The organism is Pigmentiphaga litoralis, from assembly GCF_048632615.1.
Classification (GTDB): domain Bacteria; phylum Pseudomonadota; class Gammaproteobacteria; order Burkholderiales; family Burkholderiaceae_B; genus Pigmentiphaga; species Pigmentiphaga litoralis_B.
This window is the reverse complement of sequence record NZ_CP184479.1, coordinates 2,436,643-2,449,467: the sequence shown is the minus strand read 5'-3', so window position 1 is coordinate 2,449,467 and position 12,825 is coordinate 2,436,643. Positions and strand designations below refer to the sequence as shown.

Here is a 12,825-nt window from a genome sequence, read left to right as displayed (position 1 = left end):
GTGCATCCGCCGCGTCCGCAGCGCCGCCGCGCTGGCCGAGCGTGCCGCCGGAGCTGTTTCCGCGCCGTAGTGATCCTGTACCGTGACCGCCGTGCCCCAGAACTCAATCGACCCCTCCCGCGCCGCCGAATCCGGCCTGCCGCAAACCAACGCCAGCCTGGACGATCCGGGCCGCTTCCGCACTGATTTCGTCCGCTTCGCGACGGAACAGGGTGTGCTGCGTTTCGGTGCCTTCACGACGAAGGCCGGCCGCCTGAGCCCGTACTTCTTCAACGCCGGCCTGTTCAACAAGGGCGCGGCCGTTGGCCAGCTGGCCGAGTTCTACGCGCAGGCGCTGCTGGCGTCGGGCGTGGAATTCGACATGCTGTACGGCCCGGCGTACAAGGGCATTCCGCTGGTGACGGCCACGGCGATCGCACTTGCCGCCCGCGGTCGCGACGTGCCGTTCGCGTTCAACCGCAAGGAAGCGAAAGACCACGGCGAAGGCGGATCGCTGGTGGGCGCGCCCCTGACCGGCCGCGTCGTCATCATCGACGATGTGATCTCGGCCGGAACATCAGTGCGCGAGTCGGTCAAGCTGATCCAGGCCTCCAAGGCGACCCCGGCCGCCGTGCTGATCGCGCTGGACCGGATGGAACGCGTGGGCGCCGACGACGAACTGTCCAAGCATTCCGCCGTGCAGGACGTGGAACACACCCACGGTTGCCCGGTGGTCAGCATCGCGTCGCTGGACGACATTCTTGACGTGATCCAGAACACGCATGACGGCGAGTTCGAACAGCACCGCGAAGCGGTCCTGAGCTACCGCGCCAAGTACGGCGTGCTGTAAGCGGATGGTGATCGAAAAAGGCGCCCGATGGGCGCCTTTTTTGCATCGTCCAGGCAAACGCAAAAACGGCGAGCCCAGGCTCGCCGTTTTTGCGTTGTAAGCCGTCGATCAACGACGCGGTGCGTGACCTCAATCCAGCTTCAGGTTTTCATCCTTGATCAGCTTGCCCCACTTTGCCGTGTCGGCGCGGGTGCGCGCGTCGAGTTCTTCGGGTGAACTGGCGATCAGGTCGACCCCCTGGTCGCGCAGCTTGGCGACCAGCGCCGCGTCGGTCAGGGCCTTGCGCAGTTCGGCGTTCAACGTCTGGACGATCGCGGGCGGGGTGCCGGCGGTGGTGTACAGGCCGTACCAGGTCGTGTACTCCATGCCGGGCAACGTAGCCGACAATTGTGGCAGCGTGGCGGCGTCGGCGGCCTTGCTGGGCGCGGTCAGGCCCAACGCGCGGATGGTGCCTTTGTCGATGCTGGCCTTGAGGGATGGCATGCTGCTGAACAGCCCCTGCACCTGACCCGAGGTCAGGTCCACCATGACCTGCGACGTGCCTTTGTACGGAATGTGTTCGATCTGCGTGCGGCTAAGCGATTTCATCAATTCCATGCCCAGGTGGGCGACGCCGCCGGTGCCGGCCGATGCAATGTTGACCTTGCCGGGGTTGGCCTTGGCGTAGGCCAGGAATTCCGGGAAGGTCGTGACCGGCAGTTTGGCGCTGATGACGAACACGTGCGGGCTGCTGGATACCAGGCCGACCGGAACGAGCTTGGCCATGGCTTCAGCGCTGCTGCGCATGGTCAGCGGCTGGATGGTGACGTTGCCGGACGCCGCCATGAGGACGGTGTGCCCGTCTGCCGGCGCGCGGCCGACGGCGTTCATGGCCGGCACGCCATGGCCGCCACCGCTGTTTTCAACGACGACAGTCTGGCCAAGTTGCTGGCCAAGCTTTTGCGCGAGTTCACGGGCCACCACGTCCGCCGGGCCGCCAGCGGCAAAGGGCACGACCATGCGGATCGATTTGCTGGGGAAGGTCTGGGCGTGGGCAGAGTGGATGCCAAAGGCCGCAAGGCTGCCAAGCGCAAGCGTGGCGCTCAGGGTCGTGCGCAGCAAGGTGCTCGAGATGGTGCGCCGGGCAGGGCGGGTAGCGGGTAATGTCATGGTCGTCTCCAGTGTTATGCGTGGTGCAAGTGACGGCGGGCACGTGCCGCGTCAAGGCGGCTTGGGTGTCCTGCCTTGCTTGTGTCGTAGGCAAGGCGTAAGTCGGTAGCAGGCGTCTCGTTCCGATGTCGATGTCTTGATCCGAGCGCAGGTGGCGCGCGCGTGTCCGACGTGTCTGGGTCGCAGCGGCCATCCGCCCTGTCGAAGGCTTACGTCAGCCGTTCGCCAACGCGGATCTCGGCCTTCGCCAGTTCTCCTTCCAGCCAGGGCGGGGTCAGCACGCCGGCGGCAATCGCGTCCATTCTTGTCTGTTCACGTTCGAACTTGGCGCGGGCCTTGGTCAGCAGCTCGCTCTTGCGCGCGGCGGGTAGCACCGCCACGCCGTCGGCGTCGCCAAAGATCCAGTCGCCGGGCATCACGGGGGCGCCGGCGCACACCACGGGCTGCAGCACCGCGCCGTCGCCCTTTTTGGTCGGGCCGGCGGGATGCGATGCGGCCGCAAATACGGGAAGGCCCAGTTTTTTCAGTTCGAGCTGGTCGCGGATGGCGCCGTCGACGATGACGCCCGCAAATCCGGTGGCCTTGGCTTGTGTGCACATGATGCCGCCCATCAACGCACGTTCGGTGTAGCCCTGGCCATCGACGATCAGCACGTCACCCGGGCGGCCCAGGGTCAGCGCCAAGTGAATGGCCAGATTGTCGCCGGGGGCACGGACACCGTCAGCGCAGGGCCGTACACGCGGCTTTCCGGGTCGACGGGATGAATGCGGCTGGCCATGGCATGGGCGCCCACGTCGGCGAGCAGGGTAGAGGTCAGCCAGTCAAGGTCGGCCAGTGGCAGGTCGGCCAGCGGGCGGTCGGCGGGTGAGGAAGGGGAGGTCATGGGCGGGTGTCTCTCGTTATGTCGACTGGCTTGAGCTGGACGCCGTGATGTCGACCTGGATCGATGCGGAAGCCGCCCCCGATCGCAGGTCAACAACGCGGACTGCGTGCATGCAGCGCTGTTTCATCGCAATTTACTATATACAATAGCGTTGTACGCTGTACAACGAAGCGGCGGGGTCAGTTGGAAGGTAAGACGGTGCAGGTCGCGAACACCGACGCAGCTGGAACGAACAAGGACATCAAGCATCATGAGCAATGACGGCGTCACCGCAGTGGAACGGGCTCTGGCCGTGCTGGACTGCTTCAAGGTCGGCGCGGACCGTTTGAGCCTGGCCGATCTGTCCGCACGGCTGCCACTGCACAAGACCACGATTTTCCGGCTGCTCAATTCCCTGGTCCGCACCCGTTATGTCGTGCGGCACGACGATGGCCGATACGCCCTGGGGCCGCGCGTGCTGTATCTGGGAAGAGTGTACGAACGCAGCTTTCGGTTGGGCGACATGGTGCTGCCGGCCCTGAAAGCGCTGTCGAAAGAAAGCGGGGAAACCGCGTCGTACTACGTGCCCAGCGAAGGGCAGCGCCTGTGTCTGTTCCGCCTGCAGCCGACGGAAGGCGTGCACGATCAACTGGTTGCGGGCAGTCTGCTGGATATCGACGACAGCGCGACCGGCCAGATCTTCCATGTGTGGGTGCGAGGGGACAGGCGGATGGCGACGCCCGATGAACTGCCGACGCATTCCAGCGGCCTGTACAACCCGTTCACCACGTCCTGGGCGGTGCCGGTGTTCGGGGACCAGGATCAGTTCGTGGGTGCGTTGACGCTGACCGGGCTGGCGCCGCGGGTCGAGCCGGAAGCAGAGCGGCACAAAGCGACGTTGATGAAGCACGGAAGGACGTTGTCGGCGACGCTGGGCGCCTCGGAGTCATGGTGCGACACGATCTACGGTCGGCCCTGCGACTGAAAGGACATCGGCTTGCACCCGCATATCCTTGCCAGGAACCCAAGCGCGGTGACACCGGGACAATAGTGCAGCCGGCCCTGAAAGCCGCATCGCAGAACCCGATGCCCACCGCCGACTGCGGGCGCTACCGATCAAGCCCTCCCGATCAAACCAGCAAGATCAAGCCAGCACGGTCAAGCCAGCAAGATCAAGCCAGCAAGATCACGCCAGCACGATCCCCGCCGGCTCTACCACCAGGATTTCGCCATTCGACAGCGGCGTCACCAGGTCCGCCCGCCGGAATTCCCGCATCCACTGGGGCGATACTTCCAGGCCGCGTTCCAGTGCGGTCTTGTACGCATGGAAAAATTGCCCGTGCCCGACCACGACGACGAACCCGGTCTGCTGCAGCAGCCGTTCGTGGAACGCCTGCAGCCGCCGGGCGAACTGCGCAAAGGATTCGGCATCGTCGCCGTCGACATAGTCGGGATTCTCACGCTGCCAGTAAGCGCTTGCCATCGGACGACGGCCGGCCACGTTCAGACCGTGCACCTTGGCGTGCGACAGATACGTGAATTCCTGGATCGGCCAGGTTTCCTGCGGCACGCCGGGCCAACGCGCCACGATGGGCGCGGCGGTTTCGATAGCGCGCTGCATGGGCGACACGATCAGCAGGTCGGGCCGCGTGACCACCTTTTCGGCCGTGCGTTCGGCCTGTTCGCGTCCCCGCGCCGTCAGCGGGCTGACGGACGCATTGCGCGTCATCAGCCCGGCATTGGCGGTGCTTTCGCCGTGCCGGATCAACCAGACGGGGGACGGGGGCATGGTCAGGCCAGCTTCTGCTTCAGCAGTTCGTTGACCTGGGTGGGGTTCGCCTTGCCCTTGGCCGCCTTCATGATCTGGCCCACCAGGGAGTTGAACGCCTTTTCCTTGCCCGCGCGGTATTCGGCAACGATGGCGGGATTGGCGGCCAGCACGTCGTCGATCATCTTGCCGATCGCGCCCGTGTCACTGATCTGCTTCAGGCCGCGCGCGTCGATGATGGCGTCGGCGTCCCCGCCGTTTTCGCCCGCCCAGATCGCGCCAAACACTTCGCGGGCGATCTTGTTCGAGATGGTGCCGTCGGCAATGCGGGTGATCAGCTTGGCCAGCTGCGCCGGGGTGACGGGGCTGTCGGCCAGGTCACGCTCGTCGCGGTTCAGGGCCGCCGCCAGTTCGCCCATCACCCAGTTGGCGGCCAGCTTGGCCTGGCCGGCGGGCAGGGCCTGCGCAACGGATTCGAAGTAGGTGGCGGTGGCGCGCGACACGGTCAGTTGCGCGGCGTCGTAGGGCGTCAGGCCGTAATCGGCTTCGAAGCGGGCACGTTTGGCGGCCGGCAGCTCGGGCATCTCGGCTCGCACGCGGGCTATCCAGTCCTGGCCGATCACCAGCGGGGGCAGGTCGGGGTCCGGGAAGTAGCGGTAATCGTGCGCGTCTTCTTTCGACCGCATGCTGCGCGTTTCGTCGCGATCGGGGTCGTACAGACGGGTTTCCTGCACCACGGTGCCGCCGTCTTCGATCAATTCGATCTGGCGGCGGATTTCGTACTGGATCGCGCGTTCAAGAAACCGGAACGAGTTGACGTTCTTGACCTCGGTGCGGGTACCGAATTCCTTCTGGCCCACCGGGCGTACGGACACGTTGGCGTCGATCCGGAACGAGCCTTCCTGCATGTTGCCGTCGCAGATGCCTAGCCACACCACCAGGCCGTGCAGCGCCTTGGCATAGGCCACGGCTTCGTCGGCCGACCGCATTTCGGGTTCCGTCACGACTTCCAGCAGCGGGGTGCCGGCGCGGTTCAGGTCGATGCCGGTAGACTTTTCGCCATGCGGACCCGCAAAGTCATCATGCAGCGACTTGCCGGCGTCTTCTTCCAGGTGCGCGCGGGTCAGGTTGATCGTCTTTTCGGTTTCACCAACAAAGAAGCTGAGCTGGCCGCCCTGCACGACCGGAATCTCGAACTGCGTGATCTGGTAGTTCTTGGGAAGGTCGGGGTAGAAGTAGTTCTTGCGCGCAAAGATTGACCGCGTCGGAATCGTCGATCCCAGGGCCAGGCCCAGCGCGATGGCGCGATCGACCGCGCCGCGGTTCATGACGGGCAGGGTGCCGGGCAGGGCCAGGTCGACCGCGTTGGCCTGGGTATTGGGCGCGGCGCCGAACCGGGTGCTGCTGCCCGAAAAATCTTGGACGACGTGGACAACTGCACGTGCGTTTCGAGACCGATGACGACTTCCCAGGACTGGCCAGACATTCGATGAACCTGTGTGTAAGTAAGGGCGCCAAGACAAGCCGCGCGCCCAGGTAAAGCATATCGGGGCGCCGCCTGGATTTACCAGACGGCCCGGGCATTAAACCGTTGCCGGACGGCGCGTATGCCAGTCGGTGACCTTCTGGAACGCGTCGGCGATGCCAAGCAGCCGGCCTTCGTCGAAATAATTGCCGATGATCTGCAGGCCCACGGGGCGCTGCGCATTGACCGCGCCCTGGCCAAAGCCGCAAGGGATGGACACCCCTGGCAGACCTGCCAGGTTCAGACTCAACGTGAAGATGTCGGCCAGGTACATGGCGGTCGGGTCACTGGACTTTTCGCCCAGGTTCCACGCCACCGACGGCGCCACCGGTCCGACGATCACGTCGCACTGGCTGCCCAGCGCCTTCTGGTAGTCGTCGGCGATCAGGCGGCGCAGCTTTTGCGCCTGCAGGTAGTACGCATCGTAGTACCCGTGGGACAGCACGTAGGTGCCCAGCAGAATGCGCCGCTGCACTTCGGGGCCGAACCCCTCGGCGCGCGACCGGCTGGTCATCTCGGCCAGGCCGGTGTACTGGCTCGCGCGGTGGCCGTAGCGCACGCCGTCGTAGCGCGACAGGTTGCTGGACGCTTCGGCCGGCGCGATCACGTAGTAGGCCGGGATCGACAGTTCGGTGCGCGGCAATGAAATATCCACCCGCACGGCGCCCAGCGCTTCGAACTGCTGCAGCGCGGTGTCGACCGCCATGGCCACGTCGGCGGCCAGGCCAGTGCCGAAGAATTCACGCGGGATGCCGATCCGCAGGCCCTGCAGCGGCTTGTCGCCCCTGGCCTGCGCCTGGGCCACGAAGGCGTCGAATTCGTCGCGCAGCCGGCCTGATGCATTGGGGTTGTCGCCGCAGCGCTCCAGGCTGGTCGAATCGCGGGGATCGAAGCCCATGATCGGGTCCAGCAATTCCACCAGGTCGCGCGCGTGGCGGGCGATCGGGCCGGCCTGATCCAGGCTGGACCCGTAGGCGATCATGCCGTAGCGCGACACGGTGCCGTAGGTCGGCTTGATGCCCGACACGCCGCAGAAGGCAGCCGGCTGGCGGATCGAGCCGCCCGTGTCGGTGGCGGTGGCGCCCACGACCAGTCCGGCCGCCACGGCCGCCGCCGACCCGCCCGACGATCCGCCCGGCACCGCACGGATGTCCCAGGGATTCAGCACGGGGCCATAGGCTGAATTTTCGTTGGACGAGCCCATCGCAAATTCATCGCAGTTGAGCTTGCCCAGCGTGACCGCGCCGGCCGCGTTCAGGCGTTCCACCACGGTGGCGTCGAACGGGCTGACGTAGCCTTCCAGCATCTTGCTGGCAGCGGTCGTTTTCCAGCCGCGCGTGACGAACACGTCTTTGTGGGCGATCGGGATGCCGGCCAGCGAGCCGGCGGTCTGGCCCGCCGCCAAGGCGGCATCGGCCGCGCGGGCCTGGGCCAGCGTCAGGTCGGCGTCGACATCCAGGAAGGCATTCAGGTCGCGGCGCGCGTCGATCGCGGCCAGGGCGCTCTGCGCCAGGTCGACCGCGGAAATGCGGCGCTCGGCCAGCGCGACACGCAGCGCGGCAATGCCGTCGAATTCGGTATGCAAGGGAAGGGACATGGCTTACTCGATCACCTTGGGCACGAGGAACAGGCCGTCGTCGATGGCGGGGGCGTTGGCGATCAGGCTGCTGCGGGCCTCGACACCGGACGTCTCGGTCACGGCGTCGGCGCGCAGGCGCAGCACGACGTCTTCGATCGCCGAAATGGGGTGGGTGAGGGGCTCGACGCCCTTCGTGTCGACCGACTGGAGTTGCTCGATCAGGCCGAAGATGCCGTTGAGGTCATTCAGGACTTGGGGACGCTGTTCGGCCGCCAGATCCAGTCGGGCCAGCCGCGCAATGCGCGTCACGTCGTTTTCGATAAGCGCCATGGCAATAGGGGAAGGACGATGGCAAACGACGGTCCGGAACGAACTGTCGTCATGCTGGGTGAATCGTCCCGGATGCAAGGGGTAGTCCGCAAATTAGACCGCTTATGCAAGACTTTGATGCAGTTACCGGGGTATTTGCAGTCGATTATAAGTTATCATTTCGTGTTTACCGGAACGCCCCCGCGCACCGCTCTTCAAAAAGATTCCCATGTTCGGTTTCCTTCGCAGTTACTTCTCCAACGATCTGGCGATCGACCTTGGCACGGCCAACACGTTGATCTATGTCCGCAGCAAGGGCATCGTCCTCAACGAGCCGTCGGTCGTTGCGATTCGTCAAGAAGGCGGCCCGAATGGCAAAAAGACCATTCAGGCGGTCGGCAAAGAAGCCAAGCAGATGCTTGGCCGCGTGCCAGGCAACATCGAAGCCATCCGTCCGATGAAAGACGGCGTCATCGCCGACTTCACCGTGACCGAGCAGATGCTGAAGCAGTTCATCCGCATGGTGCATCCGAAGGGGCTGTTCGCGCCCAGTCCGCGCATCATCATTTGCGTGCCTTGCGGGTCGACCCAGGTCGAACGCCGCGCCATTCGCGAATCCGCGCTGGGCGCCGGGGCCAGCAACGTGTACCTGATCGAAGAACCGATGGCCGCGGCCATCGGCGCCGGCCTGTCGGTGTCCGACGCCAGCGGTTCCATGGTGGTCGACATCGGCGGGGGCACGACCGAAGTCGCCGTGATCTCGCTGGGCGGCATGGTGTACAAGGGTTCGGTCCGGGTCGGTGGCGACAAATTCGACGAAGCCATCGTCAACTACATCCGCCGCAACTACGGCATGTTGATCGGCGAACCCACCGCCGAACTGATCAAGAAGGCCATCGGTTCGGCCTTCCCGGGTTCCGAAGTCAAGGAAATGGAAGTCAAGGGCCGCAATCTGTCCGAAGGCATCCCGCGCAGCTTCACGGTCTCGTCCAACGAAATCCTTGAAGCCCTGACCGACCCGCTCAATCAGATCGTGTCGGCCGTCAAGATCGCGCTGGAACAGACGCCGCCGGAACTGGGCGCCGACATTACCGAGAAAGGCATTATGCTGACGGGCGGTGGCGCATTGCTGCGCGATCTGGACCGCCTGCTGCAGGAAGAAACCGGCCTGCCCGTGATCGTTGCCGAAGACCCGCTGACCTGCGTGGTTCGTGGCTGCGGTCAGGCGCTCGAAAGAATGGACAAGCTCGGCGCGATCTTCACGTACGAATAAGCAGTACGCATACGCAGTCCGCCGCCGGGCTCGGGTCCCGTCCTTCCGACCTGAATCACGGCGGGCAGGGCGGGATTTCCTGAATCCCCAGGGTGCCAAGCCCTCTATTGCAGGACGCGGTACCCTCGATCTCCATGCAATACAGTCCCCCCGCCTTCTTCAAGCAAGGTCCGCCCGCCTGGGTGCGGCTCGCTTTCTTCGCGTTCATCTCGATAGTGCTGCTGGTGGTCGACAGCCGCATGCGCGCGCTCGACGCCATGCGCGAAGTCGTCAGCGTGGCCGTCTACCCCTTCCAGCGGGCGATGCTGCTGCCGCGTGACGGCATCCGTCACATCGCCGAATTCTTCGAAATCAGCAGCACCGGGCAACAGGAAGCCGAACTGCTGCAGCGCCAGCGCATCGAAATGGCCCAGGTCACCACCCAGGCGGCGCAACTGGCGGCCGAAAACGCCCAGTTGCGGCGATTGCTCGGCGCCAGCGAGCGGGCCCAGGTGCCTGCCGTGCTGGTGCAGGTGCTGTTCGAAGCGCGGGACCCGTTCAATCGCCGGCTGATCGTCGACAAGGGCACGCGCGCCGGGGTCCAGGCCGGCATGCCGGTGATCGACGATGGCGGCGTGGTCGGCCAGGTGATCCGCACCACCGCGATCAGTTCCGAAGTGGCGCTGCTGACCGATCGCGTCCAGTCGATCCCGGTGCAGGTACTGCGCAACGGCCTGCGCGGGGTCACCAGCGGGGGGGAATCGGGTGGCCGGCTGGGCCTGCGCTTCATGGCCGCGGATGCCGACATCCAGGTTGGGGATACACTGGTCACCAGTGGCCTTGACGGGGTGTACCCGGAAGGCCTTCCGGTTGCCAAGGTGGAAATCGTCGAGCGCGACGCCAGCTTCGGTTTTGCCCGCGTCGTGTGCAAACCGGTGGCGGGTCTGGACCGATACCGGCATTTTCTGGTGTTGCAGTCCCTTGCCCCGGAACTCGCGGCGCCGAACAAAGACGAACCGGCAGCTCCCCCTTCCTGATTGGCTTGCAATGAAAGCGCCTTCTACGCTTCCGCGTCCCCGCACACGCACTGAACACCTGCTGCTGCCGGTCCAGCCAAGCTTCATCTGGATAACCTTGTTTGTCGCATGGTTGATCAATCTGCTGCCGTGGGGCCAGGTGGGCGGGGTGCCGGACGTGCTGGCGATCTGCCTCGTGTTCTGGAGCGTGCACGAACCGCGGCGGGTCGGCATGCTGGCTGCCTTCTGCTTCGGGCTGCTGATGGATGTGCATGGCGCCGCCCGGCTGGGTGAGCACGCCCTGTCGTACACCCTGATGTCGTTCTTTGCGATTTTGCTGCACCGCCGGCTGGCCTGGTTTTCGCCCTGGTCGCAGGCGCTGCACGTGCTGCCCCTGTTCTTCTTTTCGGAATTTGTCGTGCTGCTGCTGCGGGGCTGGCTCGATGGCACGTGGCCCGGCTGGTGGTGGGCCTTGAATTGCGTGATTGCCGCCTTGCTGTGGCCGATCGCCGGATGGATCCTGCAGGCGCCGCAGCGCCGCCCGGTCGACCCCGACGATACCCGTCCGATCTGATGATCGGCCTTTGAACGCGGCCCTGCATGCATGACTGAACTCAAGAACACCGAACGCGATCTTCACCGCTTCCGGCTGCGCCTGGTGGTCGCGGTGGGCTTCGTGCTGATCTGCTTTGGCCTGCTCACCTGGCGCTTCTGGTATCTGCAGGTCGACAAGCACGACGACTACGCCGCGCGGGCGGAACAGAACCGCATCTCGATCGTGCCCGTCACGCCTCATCGCGGCATCATCGTCGACCGCAACGGCGTGCTGCTGGCGCGCAACTACTCGGCCTACACCCTGGAAATCACGCCATCCAAGGCGGGCAAGCTGGACGAAACCATCGACGCGCTGGCCAAGGTGATCGCCATCGAACCGCGCGACCGCCGCCGTTTCAAGCAACTGGTGGGCGAGTCGCGCCGTTTTGAAAGCCTGCCACTGCGCAGCCGGCTGACCGACGAAGAAGTCGCCCGTTTTTCGGCCCAGGCCTTCCGTTTTCCGGGGGTCGAGGTCAAGGCCCGCCTGCTGCGGCAATATCCCGAAGGCGAATCCGCGGCCAACGTGGTCGGCTATATCGGCCGCATCGCGCAGCGCGACCAGCTGCGGCTGGAAGAGCAGGGCGTCAGCTCCAACTATCGCGGCACCGATCACATCGGCAAGGAAGGCATCGAAAAGTCCTACGAAGAAGTCCTGCATGGCAAGACGGGTGTCGAAGAAGTCGAGGTCACCGCCGGGGGCCGCGCCGTCCGCACTCTGTCCCGCACGCCCCCGTGTCCGGCAAGAACCTGATCCTGTCCATCGACATCGAACTGCAGAAAGTAGCCGAAAAGGCCTTCGGCAACCGCCGCGGCGCGCTGGTCGCCATCGAACCCAAGACCGGCGACATCCTGGCCTTCGTGTCGCGCCCGTCCTTCGACCCCAATCTGTTCGTGGACGGCATCGACGTGGAAAGCTGGAAGGCGCTGAATGAATCGCCCGACCGTCCGCTGCTGAACCGCCCCCTGTACGGCACCTACCCGATCGGCTCCACCTACAAGCCCTTCATGGCGCTGGCCGGGCTGGAAACCGGAACGCGTTCGGCCTACGCCACGATGTACGACCCGGGTTACTTCGAGTTTGGCGGACGACGCTTTCGCAACGCTGGCGAAGCGCACTACGGCCACATCGATATGAAGCGCGCCCTGGCCGTCTCGTCGGACACGTATTTCTATTCGCTGGCCAGCGAAATGGGCGTGGACACCATTCACGACTTCATGAAGCCCTTCGGTTTCGGACAGATCACCGGCATCGACCTGGGTGGCGAGCGGACCGGCGTGCTGCCGTCCACGGCCTGGAAACGCAAAGCCTACAAGCGGCCTGAACAACAGCGCTGGTATGCCGGCGAAACGCTGTCGGTCGGCGTGGGACAGGGCTACAACGCCTTCACGCTGCTCCAGCTGGCCCAGGCCACGTCGGTGCTCGCCAACAACGGCGTCTACATGAAGCCCCATTTGGTCAAGGCGCTGCAAGACAGCGGCACCGGTGAACAGACCCTGACCGTGAGCAAGGAAAGCTATCGCATCCCGCTCAAGCCGGCCAACATCAAGGTGGTCAAGGAAGGCATGGCTGCGGTGACCACGGTCGGCACGGCCGCCAAGTCGTTCGTCGGCGCGCCCTATCAGGCAGCGGGCAAGACCGGCACCGCGCAGGTCTACAGCCTGAAGGCCGGCGAACGCTACAACGCCAGCCGCATCGACGAACGCCTGCGCGACCATGCGCTGTTCATGGCCTTTGCGCCCATGGACCAGCCCGCCATTGCCGTTGCGCTGATCGTTGAAAACGCCGGCTGGGGCGCGTCCATCGCCGCGCCGCTGGGCCGCCAGATCTTTGATTACTGGTTGCTTGGCAAAAAGCCGGGCGAGCCCGCGCCGGCCACGCCACCCAACCGGGGAGTCGAGGTTGATTGAACGTTCGCCATTTGGCAGTCGCCGTTCGTGGCGC

General features: G+C 65.0%; 11 protein-coding genes and 2 pseudogenes. 6 read left to right on the top strand and 7 right to left on the bottom strand.

The window, feature by feature from the left end:
- The first annotated feature begins 157 nt into the window (after nt 1–157).
- Nucleotides 158–829 (top strand): orotate phosphoribosyltransferase, encoded by a 672-nt coding sequence (gene pyrE / locus ACNANG_RS10880; protein ID WP_420227511.1) that lies wholly within the window; start codon nt 158–160, stop codon nt 827–829.
- A 129-nt stretch (nt 830–958) separates the two neighbouring features.
- Here the strand turns inward: pyrE and ACNANG_RS10875 are convergent, their stop codons facing one another.
- The 3 genes from ACNANG_RS10875 to ACNANG_RS10865 all read right to left on the bottom strand — a co-directional run bounded on the left by ACNANG_RS10875 (nt 959) and on the right by ACNANG_RS10865 (nt 2,861).
- The gene (locus ACNANG_RS10875; protein ID WP_420227174.1) at nt 959–1,978 is read right to left on the bottom strand and encodes a Bug family tripartite tricarboxylate transporter substrate binding protein; all 1,020 of its coding nucleotides are present in this window, start codon (nt 1,976–1,978) and stop codon (nt 959–961) included.
- 209 nt (nt 1,979–2,187) lie between these two features.
- The gene (locus ACNANG_RS10870; protein WP_420227173.1) at nt 2,188–2,661 is read right to left on the bottom strand and encodes an RraA family protein; all 474 of its coding nucleotides are present in this window, start codon (nt 2,659–2,661) and stop codon (nt 2,188–2,190) included.
- Complete coding sequence (locus tag ACNANG_RS10865) at nt 2,652–2,861, bottom strand: hypothetical protein (protein WP_420227172.1); 210 nt, start codon at nt 2,859–2,861, stop codon at nt 2,652–2,654. Before ACNANG_RS10865 ends, ACNANG_RS10870 begins: the two co-directional genes overlap by 10 nt.
- 250 nt (nt 2,862–3,111) lie before the next feature.
- Between ACNANG_RS10865 and ACNANG_RS10860 the strand changes: the two genes are divergently transcribed.
- Nucleotides 3,112–3,825 (top strand): IclR family transcriptional regulator, encoded by a 714-nt coding sequence (locus ACNANG_RS10860; protein WP_420227171.1) that lies wholly within the window; start codon nt 3,112–3,114, stop codon nt 3,823–3,825.
- Nucleotides 3,826–4,026: 201 nt separating this feature from the next.
- Here the strand turns inward: ACNANG_RS10860 and ACNANG_RS10855 are convergent, their stop codons facing one another.
- The 4 genes and pseudogenes from ACNANG_RS10855 to gatC all read right to left on the bottom strand — a co-directional run bounded on the left by ACNANG_RS10855 (nt 4,027) and on the right by gatC (nt 8,042).
- Nucleotides 4,027–4,629 (bottom strand): histidine phosphatase family protein, encoded by a 603-nt coding sequence (locus ACNANG_RS10855; protein ID WP_420227170.1) that lies wholly within the window; start codon nt 4,627–4,629, stop codon nt 4,027–4,029.
- Nucleotides 4,630–4,631: 2 nt separating this feature from the next.
- A pseudogene (gene gatB, locus ACNANG_RS10850) lies at nt 4,632–6,094 on the bottom strand (Asp-tRNA(Asn)/Glu-tRNA(Gln) amidotransferase subunit GatB).
- Between the two features lie 97 nt (nt 6,095–6,191).
- The gene (gatA, locus tag ACNANG_RS10845; protein WP_420227169.1) at nt 6,192–7,730 is read right to left on the bottom strand and encodes an Asp-tRNA(Asn)/Glu-tRNA(Gln) amidotransferase subunit GatA; all 1,539 of its coding nucleotides are present in this window, start codon (nt 7,728–7,730) and stop codon (nt 6,192–6,194) included.
- 3 nt (nt 7,731–7,733) lie between these two features.
- Complete coding sequence (gene gatC, locus ACNANG_RS10840) at nt 7,734–8,042, bottom strand: Asp-tRNA(Asn)/Glu-tRNA(Gln) amidotransferase subunit GatC (RefSeq protein WP_420227168.1); 309 nt, start codon at nt 8,040–8,042, stop codon at nt 7,734–7,736.
- Between the two features lie 208 nt (nt 8,043–8,250).
- On the opposite strand from gatC, the gene ACNANG_RS10835 reads away from it, so the two are divergent.
- The 4 genes and pseudogenes from ACNANG_RS10835 (at nt 8,251) to mrdA (ending at nt 12,791) form a co-directional block, all read left to right on the top strand.
- Nucleotides 8,251–9,294, top strand: a complete 1,044-nt coding sequence (locus ACNANG_RS10835; protein ID WP_179582281.1) for a rod shape-determining protein — start codon at nt 8,251–8,253, stop codon at nt 9,292–9,294.
- 134 nt (nt 9,295–9,428) lie between these two features.
- Nucleotides 9,429–10,310, top strand: a complete 882-nt coding sequence (gene mreC, locus ACNANG_RS10830) for a rod shape-determining protein MreC (protein WP_420227167.1) — start codon at nt 9,429–9,431, stop codon at nt 10,308–10,310.
- A gap of 10 nt (nt 10,311–10,320) precedes the next feature.
- Nucleotides 10,321–10,863 carry a rod shape-determining protein MreD gene (gene mreD, locus ACNANG_RS10825; RefSeq protein WP_420227166.1) on the top strand — a complete coding sequence of 181 codons (543 nt, stop codon included), beginning with the start codon at nt 10,321–10,323 and terminating at the stop codon, nt 10,861–10,863.
- 30 nt (nt 10,864–10,893) lie between these two features.
- Nucleotides 10,894–12,791 (top strand): annotated as a pseudogene (gene mrdA / locus ACNANG_RS10820) (penicillin-binding protein 2).
- Nucleotides 12,792–12,825: the final 34 nt, after the last annotated feature.

Coding starts and splice junctions, on each gene's coding strand:
- ACNANG_RS10855 (WP_420227170.1), bottom strand. CDS start 4,629: ATGCCCCCGTCCCCCGTCTGGTTGATCCGGCACGGCGAAAGCACCGCC.
- gatC (WP_420227168.1), bottom strand. CDS start 8,042: ATGGCGCTTATCGAAAACGACGTGACGCGCATTGCGCGGCTGGCCCGA.
- ACNANG_RS10835 (WP_179582281.1), top strand. CDS start 8,251: ATGTTCGGTTTCCTTCGCAGTTACTTCTCCAACGATCTGGCGATCGAC.
- mreC (WP_420227167.1), top strand. CDS start 9,429: ATGCAATACAGTCCCCCCGCCTTCTTCAAGCAAGGTCCGCCCGCCTGG.
- gatA (WP_420227169.1), bottom strand. CDS start 7,730: ATGTCCCTTCCCTTGCATACCGAATTCGACGGCATTGCCGCGCTGCGT.
- ACNANG_RS10860 (WP_420227171.1), top strand. CDS start 3,112: ATGAGCAATGACGGCGTCACCGCAGTGGAACGGGCTCTGGCCGTGCTG.
- ACNANG_RS10875 (WP_420227174.1), bottom strand. CDS start 1,978: ATGACATTACCCGCTACCCGCCCTGCCCGGCGCACCATCTCGAGCACC.
- ACNANG_RS10865 (WP_420227172.1), bottom strand. CDS start 2,861: ATGACCTCCCCTTCCTCACCCGCCGACCGCCCGCTGGCCGACCTGCCA.
- mreD (WP_420227166.1), top strand. CDS start 10,321: ATGAAAGCGCCTTCTACGCTTCCGCGTCCCCGCACACGCACTGAACAC.